Below are 18,502 nucleotides of genomic sequence, written 5' to 3'. Positions count from 1 at the left end.
TCATAAAATCACCCAAGTGAATTGCCATACCCGACCCCAGATGCGACCATCGTCGCAAGAATGCCGGGGCAAACCCGGCCAAACCGGCAACGGGCAGACCATGACGAACCCAAGGGCAGAGGCGCGATTGCGCATCACCGCCGTGACATGCGTGAAGAACGAAGGCCCGTTCCTGCTGGAATGGATTGCCTTCAACCGGCTGTTGGGGGTGACCGATTTCCTGTTCTATTCCAATGACTGCGACGACGGCACCGATGCGCTGCTGGAGGCGCTGGCGGACTGGCGGGTGGTGCATCTGCCGAACCCCGCGCAAGGGCGCAATTATCAGATGGAGGCGCTGAAGGACGCGGCGCATCAGCCGGTTGTCACCGCTGCCGACTGGGTCTGGATCGCGGATGTCGACGAGTTCCTGAACATCCACGCCGGGGATCACACGATTCCCGCGCTGATCGCGGCCTGTGGCAACCCGCAGGCGATTTCGGTCACGTTCCAGTTCTTCGCCAACGCGCAGGTCTGGGATTTCGCTGACCGACCGGTGATCGAGCAGTTCACCCGCAGCCACAATCCCGACCTGTGGTGCGCCGAAAGTGCAATCGAGGTGAAGACCCTGGTCCGCGCCGATTTCCCGCTTCAGTATTATGGCGCGCATCGGCCGTTCTTTCCCGGGCGCACCCCCGAGGACAAGCGCCCGGTCTGGACCGACGGGTCGGGCCGCCCGGTGCCAGAGGCGTTCCTGCTGACTGCCAACAAGCGGCGGATCCGCAAGTTTCCGGCCCATGGCGCGCGGCGCCATGCGACGCTCAACCACTATGCGCTGCGGTCGCTCGACAGCTACCTGGTGAAAAACGACCGCGGCGACGTGAACCGGGAACACCGGGCGTTCGACGATACCTATTGGCGTGAACGCAACGATCCGGCGTGGCAGGATAGGTCGATCCATCGCTACCTGCCGGCGCTGCGCGCGGAAATGGCGCGGATGATGGCGGACCCGCGCATCGCCGTTTTGCACAGGGCAGCGGTTGCCGCGCATGTCGCAAAGCGGGACATGCTTCTGGCACAGCCAGCCTATCGCGCGATGTATGCCCAGCTGAAAGCGGCACCGATGTTGCCGCCGGGCGAGCCGGAACTGCGCAAGGCGCTGGGGTACGCGCGATGATCATCAATCTTGGCCTGCCGAAATCCGGGACCACCACGCTTGATCAGGCGCTGCAAAGCGCAGGGCTGAAAGTGGCCGACCACAAGATGCGCCGCGAGGACGCGGCCGCGCCCGATCTGGCCGGGCGGCCCATCGCGCGGCTGCTTTATGACGGGTATTTCCAGACCGGCGATCCCCTTACGCATCTGGGCCAGTATGACGCGCTGGGGGAAATCAGCATCCTGCGCCCGAACCTGTCGCTTTGGCCTCAGATGGATTGGGGACTGTTGTCGGCGATCCGCGCGCACCACCCGGACACGCTGTTCGTGGCCACGCGCCGCCCCGCCGCTGCGATCTCGGACAGCATGATGCGGTGGCGCAACCTTGGCACCCAGCGCATCCCGAACGGGGTGATCCCCGGCCTGCCCGCGAGCTATGGCGCGACGCCGGATGAACAGATGCGCTGGATCGAGGGGCACTACGCGTTTCTCAGCCGGGTTTTCGAGCGCGATCCGCAGTTCCTGATGCTGGATGTGGGGGTCGAGGATGCGCGCGACCGACTGGCAGCCTTTTCCGGGCTGACAATCCCCTGGTGGGGCCGCGCCAACGTGAACCCGACATCATGAAGATCATTCTGCATATCGGCCCCGACGCGGTGCATTCCGACCGGCTGCAACAGGTGTTGGAGGACAAGCGCGCCCAACTGATCGAGAAAGGCGTACTTTTCGCCCGATCCCCCGGCGGGCGCAACCACACCCGCCTTTACATGGGTGTCAGCGATCCTGACGCACCCGACAGTCTGCGGGCGGGCCGGGGCTTTGCCAGCCCAGAGGCGCAAGAGGCGTTGCGCCAGGACATCGAGACATCACTGGAAGCAGAGGTGATGAAATACCGCCCTGCGCTGCTGATCCTGTCAGCGCATCAACTGGGCGCCAACCTTTGCCATCGGTCCGAAATCGCACGCCTGCATGCGCTGCTGGCACCGATTTCGCCGGACATCACCATTCTGGCCCATGTCGAGGACCCTGCGCGCATGGCGCTACGAGCCTATGCTGCGCAGATCATGGATGGCCGGGTACGCGGTCTGGGGCTGGAACTTGGCCTGCTGGACAGGCCCGATTGGTGGCAGGCCTGCGTCGGCACGCGCCCCAAACCCGCTCTGCAATTCGGAATCTTTCCAGAGGCGCAGATGGCGTTGCACTGGCTCGACTTCGCGGCATTGGTGCGTGAATGGGATGCGGTTTTCGGGAAGGGCGCCACGCAACTGCGTGCGCTAGACATCGCCCGGCTCTCCGGGCCAGATGCGACTGCGGAAATCCTTGCGGCCTTTGGCCTCGACACGCAGATCGGCAGTGCCGTGCCCACGAATGTCCTGCCCGATCCGTCTGCCGCCTGGCTGTCGCGGGCGCGCAGGTTCAATGACGCGCTGATCCGCCTGATGCGGGTTGAGGACCAGACCATTCCCCGCAGCTTGTGGCGTCGGCTGCTGGGCGAACTGCGCATCGACGGCCCTGCATCGGATCCCGGGGCACTGTCGGCCCTTTCCGACCGGTTCGCGCCAAGCCATGCCGCCCTTTTGTCTGCCCATCCCGGCCTGACCACGGCGGCCCTGGCGCCTTGCGCGCGCAAACCCGGCTGGATCGAGGCTGACGCGGGTCAGGGCTTCCGCGCCACGCAATACCTGATGGCCTTTGGCCCCCGGCTGAAACAGGCGTTCAAGGACGAGGCAGCCAAAGCCCGCACAGAGACCGCAGCCCCCACGCCCGAAACCATCGACGACGTCTTGTCGCCCGACGCCCGACGCCTGATGCCGCCGCTTGCGAAACAGAAATTCCTGTCATTGCACGGCTCTGCGTTCCGGCCCCACAACAATCTCGGGCTTCCAGATGAAACCACCTTGTTCCCCGCGTTCAGCCCCCCCGCACCGCGCACCCTGCGCGAGGGCAACACCGGCAACCTGATCGTTGGCTGCATGAAGAACGAAGCGCCCTATATCGTTGAATGGGTCGCGTATCACCGGGTCATCGGTTTTGACAGCTTCATGATCTACACCAATGGCTGCGAGGATCCGACCGATCCGATCCTCAAACGGTTGGAGGCGATGGGCATCGTCCACCACCGTGACAACGAAAACTGGACCGGCAAGTCCCCGCAGCAATTCGCACTGGACCAGGCGATGGAGGATCCGGTGCTGAAAGCCGCCGACTGGATCGCCCATATCGACGTGGACGAGTTCGTGAACATCCGCTGCGGCAATGGCACTTTGCAGGATTTCATGGCCCGTGTTCCCGACGCCACCAACATCGCGATGACATGGCGGCTGTTTGGCCATGGCGGCGTTCGCCGGTTTGACGACACTCCGGTGATCGCCCAGTTCACCGATTGCGCGCCGCGCTATTGCCCCAAGCCGCACACGGTTTGGGGCTTCAAGACCATGACACGCAACATCGGTGCCTATGAAAAGCTGTCCTGCCACCGCCCAAACCGCCTGCGCCCTGCGCTGGAACATCAGGTGCGCTGGGTCAATGGCAACGGCCAGGACATGACGCGCGAAGCGGCGAAATCCGGTTGGCGCAGTTCCAAGCGGTCGATCGGCTATGATCTTTTGCAACTCAACCACTATGCCCTGCGCAGCGCCGAAAGTTTCCTGATCAAGCGCCAGCGCGGCCGGGCGCTGCATGTCGATCGGTCGATCGGCCTGAACTACTGGATCCGGATGGACTGGTCCGGCGCGCGCGACACGACGATCCAACGCAATCTACCCCGCGTGCAGGCCGAAATCGCGCACCTTCTGGCCGACCCAGAACTCAAGCGCCTGCATGATGCAGGCGTCGCCTGGCACCGTGCCAAGGCAGCAGAACTGCATGCGACTGAGGAATTCGAAGACCTTTACCAGCAGGCCATCGCGCTGCGCCTGACCCCCGAGGAACGCGCTGCCTGGGCGCTGGCCCTGGATATGGAGAGCTGACCGCAGATGGATGATATCGCCCCCAACGGATTTCTCACGTGCCGCGGGCTGCGTTTTCCAAAAGATCCGCAGGTTCTGCAAGGCCGTGCGCGCCGCTTGATCCGCACCGGGGAATACGAGGCGAAAGAGGCCGAAGCCGCGCTGCGTATGGTACAGCCGGGCGACCGGGTTCTGGAACTTGGTGCCGGCATCGGCTTTATGTCGACGCTGGTATCGGTGAAATGTGGTGCCGCCCGCGTCGACGCGTTCGAGGCCAACCCCCAACTGCTGCCTTATATCGCCCGTGTTCACGCTGCAAACGGGGTTGAGACCGCCACTGTGCATAACGCCCTTCTGTCGGCAATGGACGGCCCGCCTGTCCCGTTCTATCTGCGCGAAAACTTTCTGGCCTCCTCGATGGATCGCGACAGTGAGCCCGGCACCATCGTCGGTGAGGCACAGGTGCCCCAACGCGCCATCGGCCCGGTTCTGGCAGACCTGCAACCAGATGTCCTGATCTGCGACATCGAAGGCGCAGAGGCGCATTTGCTGCCTGCCGCCGACCTGTCATGCTTGCGCGTGGCGATCCTGGAACTGCATCCCCAGTGGATCGGGCAATCGGGGGTTCAGGCGGTCTTTGACACCTTTCACCGCGCCGGGCTGACCTATTGGCCAAAGGCGTCGCACGGCAAGGTGGTCTGCTTCCGAAAGGGGTGGTGATGCGCATCCTCGCCGTTCTCTGCGTGCGAAACGAGGCCGCCTTTCTGCTGGATTGGCTGGCCCATCACCGCGCCTGCGGGGTTACGGATTTCCTTGTCTTTTCGAACGATTGTCAGGACGGCACAGACACGTTGCTGGATCGGTTGCAGGAACTGGGGCAGCTGACCCATATCCGCAACGATGGTCCCTATGACGATGGCGGCATTCAGTTCACCGCACTGAAACGGGCCGAACAAACCGATGCCGTGCGGCAGGCCGACTGGATCCTGCCACTTGACGTTGACGAATTCGTCAACGTCCACACCGGCAACCGCACCCTGCCCGCCCTGATCGACGCGCTGCCGGACGCCACGGCCATCACGTTGACGTGGCGGCTTTTCGGCAATGCCGGTGTCGTCCATTTCGAGGACCGACCCGTCCCTGACCAGTTTACCCGCGCCGCCCCGGCGGTGATGTTCTGGCCGTGGCGCGCGTCGATGTTCAAGACGCTTTATCGCAACGACGGCACGTATCGCGGTCTGGGTGTGCATCGCCCCCGCAACCCCGATCGCAATAGACTGGAAAACGCCCGCTGGTTCGACGGCGAAGGCCGCGATCTGGGGCCAGAGATGCGCATGGGACGGGTGTTTTCCACTTATGGCCGGTCGAATTATGCTCTGGCGCAGTTGAACCACTATCCGCTGGGCGCGATGGAAAGCTATGTGGTCAAGGCGGACCGGGGCCGCGCGGTCCATTCCGATCACCTGTTGGGCATGGATTATTGGGTCGAACGGAACTTCAACACTGAAGAGGACCGCTCGATCCTTGCCATGTCCGACCGCGTCGCCCCGATCCGGGCCGAGCTTGCCGCCGATCCGCAGGTGTCGGCACTTCATGACACGGCGGTGGCCTGGCGCAAGCAGCGGTTTACCGAATTGATGGCGCAGGAGCCGTTCCGGGCACTGTTCGGAAAGCTGTTGATGACCCCGGGCAGCCGTCCGCTGCCCGACAACGCCGCACGGTTCCTGCTGGGCCATGCCCAAAAAGCGATGGCCGCAGAGCGGGCAAATAAGGGCTAACCCCTTGCGGGGACCGGTTGGACGGTGTTCAAAAGATACCAACACCGGAGGAGCCCAATGACCATCGAAACCGCCCTGAGCGCGCTATCGGCCCTGTTGGGCGACCGCCTGTCCACCGCTGCCAACGTGCGCGATCAGCATGGCACAAGCGAAGCGCACTACCTGCCGGCCCCACCCGATGCCGTGGCCTTTGCCCGCTCGACCGAGGATGTGGCCGATATCCTGCGCATCTGCCATGCCGAGGACTGCCCCGTGGTGGCCTATGGAACCGGCACTTCGCTGGAAGGTCAGCACCTGGCGATCAAGGGCGGCATCTCGCTGGACCTGTCGCAGATGAACAAGGTGCTGGACGTCGTGCCCGAAGACATGCTGGCCGTGGTCCAGCCCGGTGTGACCCGTGAACAGATCAACGCGGAACTGCGCGCCACCGGCATGTTCTTCCCGGTCGACCCCGGTGCCAATGCCTCGCTTGGCGGCATGGCGGCGACGCGGGCCAGCGGCACCACCGCCGTGCGCTATGGCACGATGCGGGAAAACGTGCTGGCGCTGACCGCCGTTCTGGCCGATGGCACCATCGTCGAAACCGGCACGCGGGCGCGCAAATCCTCGACCGGCTATGACATGACCCACCTTCTGATCGGGTCCGAAGGGACGCTGGGCATCATCACCGAACTGACTGTCAAGCTTCAGGGCATCCCCGAGGCGGTTTCCGCCGCGACCTGCCGGTTCGACTCGATCGAGGACGCGGTCAACACGGTGATCCTGACCATTCAGTCCGGCATCCCGATGGCGAGGATCGAACTGGTCGACGAACAGATGGTCACCGGGTTCAACGCCTATTCCGGCACCCAACTGCCGGAAAAACCGCATCTGTTCCTGGAATTCCACGGCTCGGACGCGGGGGTGAAGGAACAGGCCGAAGCCTTTGGCGCGATTGCCGAAGACTTCGGTGCAACCGGGTTTGACTGGGCCGAGTCGACCGAGGCGCGCAACGCGCTTTGGAAGATGCGCCATTCTGGCCACTATGCCACCGGTACGCTGTCGCCGGGCAAGCGCACGATGGCAACCGATGTCTGCGTCCCGATCTCGCATCTGGCCGAGGCGGTGGTGCTGGCACAGACCGAACGCGACCGGCTGGGCCTGCTGGCCCCCATCGTCGGCCATGTGGGCGACGGGAATTTCCATTGCGGCGTGCGCTGCGACCCCAACGAACCCGAGGAAATGGCCCGCGTGGCGGAACTGTCGGGCATCCTGGCCGATTGCGCGCTGCGGCTGGGGGGCACGGTGTCGGGCGAACACGGGATAGGCATCGGCAAGATGAAATACATGGATGCCGAACACGGGCCCCTGCTGGCGTCGATGCGAGCGATCAAGACCGCGCTCGACCCCAAGGGCATCCTGAACCCCGGCAAGCTGCTGCCGCCGGGGAACCGCTGAACCGGCAGGCGCGGGTATCCTAAGCCATCGCCGCCAGACGGTCGGCGCGGGCGCGGGCAAAGATCGGCCCGTCGCGCAGCGCCGTTTGGGCCAGACGGCGGATCCGGGCGGGATCGGGATGGGCATCGGCCCTGGCCAGCATCCGGCCCCAAAGCGCCTGCAACAACGCAAGCTGGGTCAGCACCATGAAATCATGCGCAAGGGCAGAGGCATCTTGCATTGCCAGCAGACGGCTTTCGGCCTGTTCCCAAAGTACGCGCATCTCTCCCGCGCCTTCGGCATCGAGGAAGGCCTTGAACGCGGCAGCACTGCCGGATTTCAGCAACCGGGTGGCCAGAACCCGTTCGTGAATCGCATTTGCGCCTTCGTAGATCGCGGCGATCCGCACATCGCGATAGGTCTGCTCCAGCCGGTATTCCCGCAAGTAGCCGTAACCGCCCAGCACCTGCATGCCCAGCGTCGCGGCCTCCATCCCGGCCTCGGTGCAAAAGACCTTGGCGACCGGGGTCAGCAGGTCCACGAAATCGCGGTTGTCGCCCTTTTCCATGGTGACAAAGGCCAGGTGCGCGATCATCCGGCCGCCCATCGCCAGCATGTCGATCCGGTCCAGCATCCGCTGCACGTCGGCATGGTCGATCAATCGGGCCGGGCTGCCATCGGTCTTGCGGCCTTGCACCCGTTCCTCGGCATAGGCCCTGGCAACGTCATGGGCGCGGGCAGAATGGGCCACGCCCTGCAGCGCCACGTCGGCGCGGGCGTGGTTCATCATCGTGAACATCGCCGCCAGCCCCTGCCCTTCGCCGCCGATCAATTCGCCCGGCGCGTCGTCGAACACCATCTGGCAGGTGGGCGAGGCATGCAGCCCCATTTTCTCTTCGATCCGGACGACCCGAATGCTGTCGCCTGCCTGATCCATGGTGCAGGCAAACAGCGACAGCCCCTTCAGGCCGTTGTCGGATGTCCGGGCCAGAACAAGGTGAAAGATCCCCGCGCTCATGTCCTGGTCACCGCCAGAGATAAAGATCTTCTCGCCCGAAATGCGCCAACCGTCCGGACCTTCTACCGCTTTCGTACGGATGCGGGCCAGATCCGACCCCGCGCCGGGTTCGGTCAGGCACATGGTGGCCAGCCAGTCCCCCGACACCAGCGGCGGCAGCAGCCGGGCCTTCTGGTCGTCGGTGCCAAAGCGAAGCAAGGTGCGGATCGCGCCGGGCACCAGCCCGGTCACCATCTGCAACGACTGGTTCGCCCCTGAGAATATCTCGGACACATAGGCCAGCACCATCGGAGACAGACCCTGCCCGCCGAATTCCTCGGGGGCGGTCAGGCTGGGCCAGCCGGCTTCGGCGTAGGACTTGTAAAAGTCGACAAACCCGTCCGGCATCCGCACCCGGCCGTTTTCCAGCGTGCAGCCCTGGATGTCGCCGGGTTCGTCCAGCGGCGCGATCTCGCCCTCGGCGAAGGCGGCGAAATGGCCCGCGATTTCCCCGGCAAGTTCTGCATCCCAATCGGGCAGATCAGATGCTCCGGCCACGTCCATGCAGAACAGGATATCGTCAAGAGGGGCCTGAAAAGGTTTCATAGCTCATTCCACCGCAAACAGGTCGATTTCAACCGCGTCGGCGCGGCGCATCCCTGCGCTGACGAACACCGTGCGGTTGACCCAATCATAGCGCGCATCCCCGGTTTCCAGCCGGGCCGAGGTGCGCATGTAATATTCCGTGCCGTCGACCGGCTCTCCTGCCGCGACCCGCGCCATCACGTCGGCGGGACCGTGACGAAAGCCGACGTTGACGATCTCGATCACCGCGCCGTCATGGGTTTCCATCGCATAGCGCGTGTCCAGATGTGCCACACCATCGGCAAAGATCGTCTGCCAGTCGGCGCCAAGGTTCAGCACCCGGCCCCGGATCGCGGGGCCAGTGACCTCTCCGCCGACAATCGGGATGATCCGGCGATGCCCGGCCCGGCCCGGCCCCATTTCCATGATGGGATCAAGCTGCACGGTGAACGAACAGACGTGGCGCAGGACAGGCGTGATCATTCCATCAACCCCAACAGCCGCGCGGCGTTGTTCTTGATGATGTCGGGGCGCAGTTCGTCCTTGATCGCGATCTTTTCGAAATCGGCCAGCCAGCGTTCCGGCGTGATCATCGGCCAGTCGGACCCGAACAGCACCTTCTTGCGCAGGATCGAGTTGCAGTATTTCACCAGGATGTCAGGGAAATACTTGGGCGACCAGCCGCTGAGGTCGATATAGACGTTGGGCTTGTGCTGGGCCACCGACAGCGCCTCTTCCTGCCAGGGGAAGGACGGGTGCGCCAGGACGATCTTCATGTCGGGGAAATCCACCGCCACATCATCCATATACATCGGGTTGGAATATTTCAGCCGCATCCCGTTGCCGCCGGGCATGCCCGAACCCACGCCGGTCTGGCCGGTGTGAAACAGCGCGATGCCGCCTTCGTCGGCAATGGCCTGATACAGATCATAGGCCATGCGGTCATTGGGATAGAACCCCTGCATCGTCGGGTGGAACTTGAACCCCTTGACGCCATAGTCGCGCATCAGCCGCTTGGCTTCACGCACGCCCATCTTGCCCTTCCAAGGGTCGATCGACGCGAACTGGATCAGAACGTCAGAGTTTTCTGCAACGATTTCGGCCACTTCGTCGTTGCTGTAGCGGCGGTATCCGGTTTCGCGTTCGGCATCGACCGGAAAGATCACGGCGGCGATGTTCTGTTCGCGGAAATGCGCTGCGGTTTCCTGGATCGTCGGCGGGTGGCTCCACGGCGCGCGAAAGTATTTCGCCATCGTCGCCTGCAGATCGTCATAGCCGTCGTCGGCGTGACACCCGCAGGGTTCTTCGGCATGGGTGTGAATGTCGATGGCACGGACTTCGGTGATATCAACCATGTTCTGTTCCTCTGTGTCTCTCTGGCCGGGCGGGCGCCCAGGCCGGATGTCCCTGGGCGAAGGGTCGGCGGACCAGGCAGCGGTCCGCCGTCGGGATTGTTCAGACCGTCACCACGCAGGGATCGCTGTCGGCATAAAGCCGGTCCAGAAGCGCCTTGCGCCGGGTCAGCACCTTGCGGAAATTCAGGTTGCCCTTGGCCGTCATCTCGCCCGCGCCCATCGACGCGGGTTCGGCCAGGACAATCGCCCGGGACACCCGGGTCGAACTGCCGGAAAATTCGCGGGCACGTTCGGCAAGGCGGCGGTGAATTTCGCCCAGCAACAGGGCGTTGCAAAGCGCGCCGTCGGTTTCCTCGGTCCCATAGCCGCCTTCGGCCAGCGCCGCCATGCTGGGGAACACCATGACCCCGATCTGGTTACGGTCGGCCCCGGTGATCACCAGGTCCGCCGCCAACGGGCCAAGACAGGTCAGCATGTCCATCCGCAGCTGCGCCGCGCGCACCCAGGTGCCGGTCAAGAGCTTGAAATCCTCGGAAATCCGGCCGTCGAATTTCAACCCGCGGTCGGGATTGGCGGGATCAACGAACAGAACCGCGTCACCGGTGCGAAAAAACCCTTCCTCGTCAAAGGCTTCGGCGGTCTTTTCCGGCGCGTTGTAATAGCCCGGCAGGATCGACGGCCCTTTCAGGCGGATCTCGCAGCGCATGTCCTGGTCCGGGATCAGCTTCAGCTCGATCCCCGGCAGCGGCACGCCGATCACACCGGACCGGTCGGTCGGTTCCTGTTGCAGCACGGCGGCGGGGGCGGTTTCGGTCAGGCCCCAGCTGCTGGTCATCAACGGCACTTCGCCCTTGACCTCCATCGCCATCGCCTCGAACCCTTGCCAGACCTCTTGTGGCAGCGATGCGCCGGCATAGAACACCAGATCCAGTTCCGCAAAGAACCGCTGGCGCAGGTCGGTGTCCTTTTGCAGCGCCCCCAACAGCATGCTGAACCCAACCGGCACATTGAAGCACAGGCTGCCGGTCTTCAGCGACAGGTTTTCCAGTGTGCGGTCGAACAGGCCCTTCACCGGCTTGCCGTCATCGACATAGAACGACCCGCCGTTCGCCAGCATCATGTTGAAGTTGTGCGACCCGCCGAACACATGGTTCCAGGGCAGCCAGTCCACGATTACCGGCGGCTTTTCGGCCAGGAACGGCAGCCCGACCTGAAGCATCGCCTGGTTCACACACATCATCCGGTGCGTGGTCAGAACGCCCTTGGGTTCCGAAGTCGAGCCAGAGGTCATCAGGATCTTGCCGACGGTATCCGGCGTGACCTTGGCAAAGGCCGCATCCACGTCGACGCCGTTGTCGCCCTTCAGAAGGTCGGCAAAGGCGGTGATGTCGGTCCGGCCGGCGGTGTTCGAGACGACGATCTCGCGCCCTTCCATCGCGGGCAGCGCCAGCGCTTCGGCATAGTGACCGGCATCGACGGTATAGATCATGCGGGGCTTGATCAGGTCGATCGCGTGAACCAGCCTGCCATGCGCGCCGTGGATCAGCGCGTATTGTTCGGCCACCGGCACCAGCGGGACACCGACGTATTGCGCCGCAAGGGCCAGCAAGCCGTGATCGACGCCATTGCCGGAAATCACCAGGATCGGCGTGTCGGCATTCATGCCCCGGCCCAGCAGGCTCGCGGCAATCGCGCGGACCTGTTCCAACACAGCGGAATAGCTTTCCTCGCGCCAGCCCGCACCGTGACGCTCGGCGATGAACACCCGGTCGGGGGCGTCTTTGGCCCAGCGGTGCAGCCAGTCGCCGGTGCGATCCGCCACCGGTGGCAGGTCATAGGCGGAGCGCAGGCGAAGGGTGCCGTCGGGCATGGTATCGCGCACCACCTTGTGCGGCTGGAAATTCGATGTGCGTTTCATCACGACTCTCCCGTACGTTGGGCAATGACATGCAGCAGTCCCCTGGCCAGCAGGCTGCGCTCTTCTTCCAGAAGCGTCCCGAAAATCCGCGCTTCGTGCTGGCGCACCGCGGACTCGGCCTGATCGCACAACCTGCGCCCCGCCAGCGTGGCGTTCAGCGCATAGGTGCGCCGGTCGGTCGGCACCCTGTCGCGGGTGATCAGTTCGCGCCGTTCAAGCTCGTCCACGATGACCACCAGGTTGGGGCGTTCAACATCCATGGCGGCAGCCAGTTGCGACTGGCTCAGACCGGGGTTGTCGACGACCAGGACCAGCGCGGTATAGGTGATCATGCGCAGGTCGAACGGTTTCAGCGTTTCGGCCAGATCCGCCTGCACCGCGTTCGACGCTCGGCGCAGCCGGTAGCCCAAAAGCCCCCGCAGCCGGTCATCGCTGACTTGTGCGGGCTGGGACGTGTCGGAAGCGGTATCGGGTTTCATCGGCTCAGCTGAACTTGGGGTCACGTTTTTGCAGGAAGGCTTGCAAACCTTCGATCGCATCCGGGCTGGTCTGGGTCAGCGCAGCGCACAGGCTTTCGGTGAACAGGCCCCCGGCCTTGTCCATGTCCTCGATCCGGCTGAGCGCCTGGATCATCACGTAGTTGGAAAGCGGTGCGTTGCTGGCAATCTTGTGCGCCAGGTTCAGCGCCATCGGCAGCGCTTCGCCCTGCCCGACCGCATAGTGCGTCAGGCCCAGGGCCAGCCCTTCGTCCGCGCCGTACTTGCGCCCGGTCAGCATCATCTCGATCATGCGGTCGGCCCCCAGGATGCGGCCCACGCGCACCGACGCCCCACCGCCCACGAAGATCCCGCGCCGGCCTTCTGGCAGTTGAAAGATCGTCGACGGCTCGGCAATGCGCACATGGGTCGATGTGGCCAGTTCCAGCCCGCCCCCAATCACGGCCCCGAACATGGCCGAGACTACCGGCAGGCCGCCGTATTGGATCTTGTCCATGATGGAATGCCAGTTGCGCGAATGCCGCATGGTGCCTTCGGCGTCGCGCTGTTCATGTTCCGACAGGTCCAGACCAGAGCAATAGTGCCCTTCGGTGCCCGTCAGCACGACCACCTTAACGCCGGCCGGCGGTTTCGAGAAAAACCCGTCAATGGCATCCAGCAACGCGTCGCACATCGCGTTGCGCTTGCCGGGGCGGTTCATGGTCAGGACCGCGACACCATCGGCAATCTCTGTTTTCAGGATCGGCGCACTCATCTGGTCCCTCCATTTGTTGCGATCATCATTGTTATATCAAATACCTAATTTTCCAAAACTCGTTCGGCGGCGGTCCTGCCGACCGTCAGGTCAGCAGGAACAGGGTGATCGAGGGGAACAGAACCAAGATGACAACCCGGACAAGGTCGGATGTCACGAACCACAGCACGGCCTTGTAGGTTTCGGTCATCGGGGTTTCCCGGTCCATCGCGTTGATGATGAACAAGTTCATGCCCACAGGCGGCGTAATCAGGCCCACCTCGACCACGATCAACACCAGGATGCCGAACCAGATCGCGACATATTCGGTTTCCAACCGGACGGCTGTCAGGTTGTTCACACGGATGCCCAGTTCGCGCATCTGTTCTCGGGTCAGTTCGTTGCCGACGGCAATCGCATCCTTGATGGATTGCAGCATTTCCTGCCCCATCCCGTCCGGCACGCCGTTGCGCAAAACCTCCATCGCGGCATCCGCCTGCAGCGAGGCCAGCGACACCAGGTCAAAATCCATGACCGAGATCACCGGATAGAAGATCGGGATGGTCAGCAGGATCATCGACAGCGAATCCATCAGACAGCCGAAGATCAGGTAGAAGATCAGGATCATCGCCAGCACGGTCCAGGGGCTGAAGCCCTGCCCCACCACCCAGTTCGACAGCTCTTGCGGCACTTGCGACAGCGCCAGGAAAGAGTTGTAGAGCCCGGCGCCCAGCACGATGAAGAAGATCATCGCCGAAGACAGCGCGGTGGCGATGATGCTTTCCTTGAACATCGCCCAGGACAGGTTGCCCGAAAACAGCGCTAGAAGCCCGGTTCCTGCCGCACCCACGGCCGCGCCTTCGGTCGGGGTGAACCAGCCCAGGTAGATCCCGCCGACAACCAGACCAAAGACCAGCAGCACAGGCCAGACGTTGATCATCGCTTGAAGACGTTCGGCATAGGGCTGCGGGGGCCGGACACCGGCCGAGTCAGGGTGACGGCGGACATAAAGCGAAATGGTGATGATATAGCCCACCGCGGCAAGGATACCGGGAATGAAGGCCGCCAGGAACAGCTTGGCGATGTTCTGTTCGGTCAGGATGGCATAGATCACCAGGATGACCGACGGTGGGATCAGGATGCCCAGCGTGCCCCCCGCAGCCAGCGTTGCGGTCGAAAAGCCCCCGGAATAGCCATACCGGCGCAATTCCGGCAGGGCCACGCGGCTCATCGTGGCGGCCGTGGCCAGTGACGATCCGCAGATCGCGCCGAACCCTGCGCAGGCCCCGACCGACGCCATCGCGACGCCGCCCTTGCGGTGCCCCAGCCAGCTTTCAGCGGCCTTGAACAGCGCCGAGGACATGCCCGACAGGGTCGCGAATTGCCCCATCAGCAGGAACATCGGAATGATGGTCAGCGAATAGCTGGAGAAGGTCGTGTATGCCTCTGTCTTCAGCTTGGCCATGAACATGGTGCTGTCGCCCATCGCCAGGTAGAGCCCGCCGATTCCGCACAGGAACATGGCCAGCCCGATCGGCGCGCGCAGAAAGATCATCAGCAGAAGGACGGGAAAGGACCAAAAGCCCAGTTCAAGCAGTGTCAATGGACCGCTCCTCCAGAGTCAGGCATCATGGGACGCCCCGAGATCAGTTCGATCACGCGGGCAACGGCACAATAGATCGCCACGATGGCGGCCACGACGGCAGCGACAAGGCTGGCTGCGAAAGACCACCAGACGGGGTATTGCAACAGGAACGTGGTTTCGCCGTTGTCGATCTTGTTCATCATGCCTTCGAACAGGCGCAGCGCGATCAGGATCATCACCGCGGACAGCACGATTTCCCAGAAGGTGATCAGCAGTTTGTTGGTCTTTCTCGGCAGCATGTTGGTGAACACGTCGACCGTCGCATGGGCGGAATAAAGCTGGCAGATCGGCAAGAAGGCGAAGATCGCGAAGGCGATGCCGGATTCGACCAGTTCGAAATCACCGTTCAGCGGACTGACCCCGGTGCCGATCAGCCAATCGGCCGCGCCCTGCGACAGACCGGTCAGAAAATCGCTGTGACCAAAGGTATTCAACCCGCGCCCCAGGATGCTGATCGATGTCAGCACCACCAGCGCCGAGAGGACGACGCCCCCAAGCAGCGCCATGAAACGCGCGAGCTTCGTCATGAAGCCAAGCATGCCAAGCCTCTTGTGAAAGGAAGTTAAGGGGTTTCCCGGCCAGGGCCTGCCCGGCCGGGAAGTGTGAGCTTACTTCGCCGCGTCTTCCAGCAGTTCGTTCGCGCGGGCGATCAAGCCCTCTGCGTCGATGCCGGCGGCATTGGTTTCGGCAATCCACTGTTCGGTGGTCGACGCCGAGGCCGCCTCCCACTCTGCCACCTGGTCAGGGGTCAGCTGGATGATGTTGTTGCCATTCTCAACCGCGAATGCCCGCGGCCCCGCATCGTCGGCCTGCATCTGGGTGCCGGCGAAGATCGAGAATTCCAGACCGGAATTGTCGTCGATCACCTTTTTCAGATCGTCTGGCAGGGAGTCATACTTTTCCTTGTTCATCGCGAAGATGAACGCCGTGGTGTAAAGCGCTTTGCCGGGGAATTCGGTGTGGTTGTCCACCAGTTCGGCCACTTTCAGAGCGCCGACAACTTCCCACGGGATGATGGTCGCATCAACCACGCCCTTGGACAGCGCTTCGGGGATCGCGGGAACCGGCATGCCGACCGGGGTCGCGCCCAGGTTTTTCATCAGCATGTTGGTCACGCGGGTCGGTGCGCGCAGTTTGACGCCATTCAGGTCCGACACGTTGACGATCGGGTCGACGGAATGGATCACGCCAGGGCCGTGCACCCACAGACCCAGAACCTTGAAGTCCTTGAAGTCGACGTCCATCATGGTTTCTTCGGCCAGCTTCCAATACGCCTCGGACATGATCCCTGCGTCGGTCATGGTGAAGGGCAGTTCGAACACTTCGGCACGCGGGAAACGGCCCGGAGTGTACCCGGCCACGGTCCAGACGATATCGGCAACGCCATCGATGGCCTGGTCGATCAGTTCCGGCGGCTTGCCGCCCAGCTGCATCGAGGGGAAGTGCTGGATTTCGATCCGGCCACCCGACTCTGCCATGATCTTGTCAGCCCAGGGCTGCAGCACGTTCTTGGGAACGTTGGCCAGCGCCGGCAGGAACTGATGCATCCGCAACGTCACATCGGCCGCCATGGCCGCACCCGCCGCCATCATGGTTGCCAGCGCGGTTGCGCCTGCCAGTTTTGCAAATTTACGTTTGCTGATCATCTTTTCCTCCCGTTGATCAGTGTCTTGCAGGGCAATCTTGCGCCGCCCCGGCATCTGTCACGCTGCCACTTGCGGCCGCGCCTCGTCAATCGGAACCGGTAGGGGATCAGGGCGCAAAAGCGTGATGCGCCCAAGGGGATATCCCCCTGTCGCCAACCGGCCCAACTGTATATGACAGTGCCAGCCTCCCGCTCCTCCCCTGAACCGCAGCACATGCTCCTCACTCTGCGAGTCGAGATATAGATATAGAACATAACTATCTCTGTCCAACAGAATGTTTCCCACTTCCCCACCATTGCGCAAGAAAATAATCGTCCCGAATGATTTCAGAGGCTTGGAAAACGCAACTCTACCAACAGCCCGATCAGAACACGCGCTGTTAGCGACTGTCATCCAGCCTCTCGCGATCGCTTTACGCCCCCAATAGTCACTCGGCATCCGGCTGGTTGGCCGGGGCCGCAGCGGCAAACGCGGGCAAAGACTCGCAGGCCTCGAAGATGCGCGAGATCACCGGCCAGTGACACGTGTCGATGTCGAAGCGCCGATTGTTCCAGACCTGCGCATAAAGACAGGTATCTGCAAGCCCCGGCGTGTCACCATGGCAGAATCTACCCGTCTGCGCGCTTTCCGACAGGCAGAGTTCCAGCGCATCGAAGGTTTCGGTCACCCAATGCGTGAACCACGCCTTTTGCGCCTCTGCATCGGCGCCGAATTGCGACGCGATCCGTTTCAGAACCCGCAAGTTATTGAGCGGATGTATGTCGCAGGCGATCATCTGCGCCAGCGCACGCACCCGCGCCCGCCCCAAAGGATCGGCGGGCAACAACGGCGGTTCGGGGTGGGTTTCGTCCAGCCATTCGATGATGGCCATCGACTGGGCAAGGAACGCGCCGTCTTCGGTTTCCAGCACTGGCACCAGACCGGCGGGGTTGCGCGCCAGGAAATCGGGGCGTTTATGGGCCCCCTCCTTCAACGCGTAAGCAACATAGTCGTAGTCCAGCCCCTTCAGGTGCAGCGCAGCGCGCAACCGGGTCGAGGTGGACGAGCGGAAATAGTTGTGCAGAACAAGTGTCATAGCGGTGCGCCAATAGTGGTTGTCAAAGTCCCGAGACCTGCAATGTCAACGGTGCAGGTATCGCCCGGCACCAGCTTGCCGACACCCGCGGGGGTACCTGTCATGATCAGGTCGCCCGGGCGCAGCGCCATGCTGCGCGACAGGATCGAGATCACCTCGGGCACGTCCCAGATCATGTCGGACAGATCACCCTCTTGGCGCAGCGCATCGTTCACGGTGCAAGTGATCGCGCCCGCGGTCAGATGCCCGACCGCACTGACCGGATGCACCGGCCCGACAACGGCGGAATTGTCGAACCCTTTGCCCCAATCCCAGGGCCGGCCCAATTCCTTGGCCACGCCCTGCAGATCGCGGCGGGTCAGATCGTTGCCAATGGCATAGCCCCAGACGTGACCCAGCGCATCGTCCTGGGTGATGTTCATACCTCCCTTACCGATGGCGACGACCAGTTCGGCTTCGTGTTGCAGGTTGCTGGTTTCCGGCGGATAGGGGATCGTCACCCCGCCCCCCACCACCGCATCGGCGGGTTTCATGAAAAAGAACGGCGGTTCACGGTCTGGATCCTTGCCCATTTCGCGCGCGTGGGCGGCATAGTTACGGCCCACGCAGAACACCCGACGCAACGCGAAACGCGCCTCGGTTCCGACCACGGGCAGCGATGGAATTTCCATCGGTGGCAATACGTAAGTCATTCTTTCCCCTTCTCTTCCCACCCGACAGGAGGCCCCTTGCCCCCGGCCCTGTCAATCCCTTTCGTCCGGGCATTGATCGGGGA

17 protein-coding genes are annotated in these 18,502 nt (G+C 63.1%); 6 read left to right on the top strand and 11 right to left on the bottom strand.

What is annotated here, in order from left to right; genetic code table 11:
* The first annotated feature begins 127 nt into the window (after positions 1–127).
* From VK792_RS04530 to VK792_RS04505, 6 genes are read left to right on the top strand one after another with little or no spacing between them, the layout of a single operon-like run.
* Positions 128–1,156, top strand: a complete 1,029-nt coding sequence (locus VK792_RS04530; RefSeq protein WP_326296263.1) for a glycosyltransferase family 2 protein — start codon at positions 128–130, stop codon at positions 1,154–1,156.
* A complete protein-coding gene (locus tag VK792_RS04525) occupies positions 1,153–1,761 on the top strand; it encodes a sulfotransferase family protein (RefSeq protein ID WP_326296163.1) in 609 nt (202 codons plus the stop codon). Before VK792_RS04530 ends, VK792_RS04525 begins: the two co-directional genes overlap by 4 nt.
* Positions 1,758–4,103, top strand: a complete 2,346-nt coding sequence (locus VK792_RS04520; protein WP_326296162.1) for a glycosyltransferase family 2 protein — start codon at positions 1,758–1,760, stop codon at positions 4,101–4,103. Before VK792_RS04525 ends, VK792_RS04520 begins: the two co-directional genes overlap by 4 nt.
* Before the next feature lie 6 nt (positions 4,104–4,109).
* A complete protein-coding gene (locus VK792_RS04515; protein WP_326296161.1) occupies positions 4,110–4,802 on the top strand; it encodes an FkbM family methyltransferase in 693 nt (230 codons plus the stop codon).
* Complete coding sequence (locus VK792_RS04510) at positions 4,802–5,860, top strand: glycosyltransferase family 2 protein (RefSeq protein ID WP_326296160.1); 1,059 nt, start codon at positions 4,802–4,804, stop codon at positions 5,858–5,860. Before VK792_RS04515 ends, VK792_RS04510 begins: the two co-directional genes overlap by 1 nt.
* A 57-nt stretch (positions 5,861–5,917) precedes the next feature.
* Entirely contained in the window at positions 5,918–7,297 is a 1,380-nt protein-coding gene (locus tag VK792_RS04505; protein WP_326296159.1) for an FAD-binding oxidoreductase, read from the top strand.
* Positions 7,298–7,316: 19 nt separating this feature from the next.
* Here VK792_RS04505 and VK792_RS04500 read toward each other — a convergent pair whose 3' ends face one another.
* The 11 genes from VK792_RS04500 to VK792_RS04450 all read right to left on the bottom strand — a co-directional run bounded on the left by VK792_RS04500 (position 7,317) and on the right by VK792_RS04450 (position 18,419).
* Positions 7,317–8,879, bottom strand: coding sequence for an acyl-CoA dehydrogenase family protein (locus VK792_RS04500; protein WP_326296158.1), 1,563 nt, complete (start codon positions 8,877–8,879; stop codon positions 7,317–7,319).
* 3 nt (positions 8,880–8,882) lie between these two features.
* A complete protein-coding gene (locus VK792_RS04495; RefSeq protein ID WP_326296157.1) occupies positions 8,883–9,341 on the bottom strand; it encodes a DUF3237 domain-containing protein in 459 nt (152 codons plus the stop codon).
* Entirely contained in the window at positions 9,338–10,213 is an 876-nt protein-coding gene (locus tag VK792_RS04490) for an amidohydrolase family protein (protein WP_326296156.1), read from the bottom strand. The genes VK792_RS04495 and VK792_RS04490 overlap by 4 nt, the downstream gene beginning before the upstream one ends.
* Before the next feature lie 100 nt (positions 10,214–10,313).
* Positions 10,314–12,131 (bottom strand): feruloyl-CoA synthase, encoded by a 1,818-nt coding sequence (locus tag VK792_RS04485; RefSeq protein WP_326296155.1) that lies wholly within the window; start codon positions 12,129–12,131, stop codon positions 10,314–10,316.
* On the bottom strand, positions 12,131–12,610 hold the full coding sequence (locus VK792_RS04480) for a MarR family winged helix-turn-helix transcriptional regulator (RefSeq protein WP_326296154.1): 480 nt from the start codon (positions 12,608–12,610) through the stop codon (positions 12,131–12,133). Before VK792_RS04480 ends, VK792_RS04485 begins: the two co-directional genes overlap by 1 nt.
* A gap of 4 nt (positions 12,611–12,614) precedes the next feature.
* On the bottom strand, positions 12,615–13,382 hold the full coding sequence (locus VK792_RS04475) for a crotonase/enoyl-CoA hydratase family protein (protein WP_326296153.1): 768 nt from the start codon (positions 13,380–13,382) through the stop codon (positions 12,615–12,617).
* 85 nt (positions 13,383–13,467) lie between these two features.
* Positions 13,468–14,964, bottom strand: a complete 1,497-nt coding sequence (locus VK792_RS04470; protein WP_326296152.1) for a TRAP transporter large permease — start codon at positions 14,962–14,964, stop codon at positions 13,468–13,470.
* Positions 14,961–15,533 (bottom strand): TRAP transporter small permease, encoded by a 573-nt coding sequence (locus VK792_RS04465; protein ID WP_326296151.1) that lies wholly within the window; start codon positions 15,531–15,533, stop codon positions 14,961–14,963. Before VK792_RS04465 ends, VK792_RS04470 begins: the two co-directional genes overlap by 4 nt.
* 81 nt (positions 15,534–15,614) lie before the next feature.
* On the bottom strand, positions 15,615–16,652 hold the full coding sequence (locus VK792_RS04460; protein ID WP_326296150.1) for a TRAP transporter substrate-binding protein: 1,038 nt from the start codon (positions 16,650–16,652) through the stop codon (positions 15,615–15,617).
* Positions 16,653–17,079: 427 nt separating this feature from the next.
* Positions 17,080–17,727 carry a maleylacetoacetate isomerase gene (gene maiA / locus VK792_RS04455; RefSeq protein WP_326296149.1) on the bottom strand — a complete coding sequence of 216 codons (648 nt, stop codon included), beginning with the start codon at positions 17,725–17,727 and terminating at the stop codon, positions 17,080–17,082.
* A complete protein-coding gene (locus VK792_RS04450) occupies positions 17,724–18,419 on the bottom strand; it encodes a fumarylacetoacetate hydrolase family protein (protein ID WP_326296148.1) in 696 nt (231 codons plus the stop codon). Before VK792_RS04450 ends, maiA begins: the two co-directional genes overlap by 4 nt.
* Positions 18,420–18,502: the final 83 nt, after the last annotated feature.

It is taken from the genome of Mesobacterium hydrothermale (genome assembly GCF_035818635.1).
Lineage (GTDB): Bacteria > Pseudomonadota > Alphaproteobacteria > Rhodobacterales > Rhodobacteraceae > Mesobacterium_A > Mesobacterium_A hydrothermale.
Note: the sequence above shows the minus strand (reverse complement) of the source record. Positions and strands in the feature narration are given on the sequence as shown.

Coding starts and splice junctions, on each gene's coding strand:
- VK792_RS04525 (WP_326296163.1), top strand. CDS start 1,153: ATGATCATCAATCTTGGCCTGCCGAAATCCGGGACCACCACGCTTGAT.
- VK792_RS04520 (WP_326296162.1), top strand. CDS start 1,758: ATGAAGATCATTCTGCATATCGGCCCCGACGCGGTGCATTCCGACCGG.
- VK792_RS04515 (WP_326296161.1), top strand. CDS start 4,110: ATGGATGATATCGCCCCCAACGGATTTCTCACGTGCCGCGGGCTGCGT.
- VK792_RS04510 (WP_326296160.1), top strand. CDS start 4,802: ATGCGCATCCTCGCCGTTCTCTGCGTGCGAAACGAGGCCGCCTTTCTG.
- VK792_RS04505 (WP_326296159.1), top strand. CDS start 5,918: ATGACCATCGAAACCGCCCTGAGCGCGCTATCGGCCCTGTTGGGCGAC.
- VK792_RS04500 (WP_326296158.1), bottom strand. CDS start 8,879: ATGAAACCTTTTCAGGCCCCTCTTGACGATATCCTGTTCTGCATGGAC.
- VK792_RS04495 (WP_326296157.1), bottom strand. CDS start 9,341: ATGATCACGCCTGTCCTGCGCCACGTCTGTTCGTTCACCGTGCAGCTT.
- VK792_RS04490 (WP_326296156.1), bottom strand. CDS start 10,213: ATGGTTGATATCACCGAAGTCCGTGCCATCGACATTCACACCCATGCC.
- VK792_RS04485 (WP_326296155.1), bottom strand. CDS start 12,131: ATGAAACGCACATCGAATTTCCAGCCGCACAAGGTGGTGCGCGATACC.
- VK792_RS04480 (WP_326296154.1), bottom strand. CDS start 12,610: ATGAAACCCGATACCGCTTCCGACACGTCCCAGCCCGCACAAGTCAGC.
- VK792_RS04475 (WP_326296153.1), bottom strand. CDS start 13,382: ATGAGTGCGCCGATCCTGAAAACAGAGATTGCCGATGGTGTCGCGGTC.
- VK792_RS04465 (WP_326296151.1), bottom strand. CDS start 15,533: ATGACGAAGCTCGCGCGTTTCATGGCGCTGCTTGGGGGCGTCGTCCTC.
- VK792_RS04460 (WP_326296150.1), bottom strand. CDS start 16,652: ATGATCAGCAAACGTAAATTTGCAAAACTGGCAGGCGCAACCGCGCTG.
- maiA (WP_326296149.1), bottom strand. CDS start 17,727: ATGACACTTGTTCTGCACAACTATTTCCGCTCGTCCACCTCGACCCGG.
- VK792_RS04450 (WP_326296148.1), bottom strand. CDS start 18,419: ATGACTTACGTATTGCCACCGATGGAAATTCCATCGCTGCCCGTGGTC.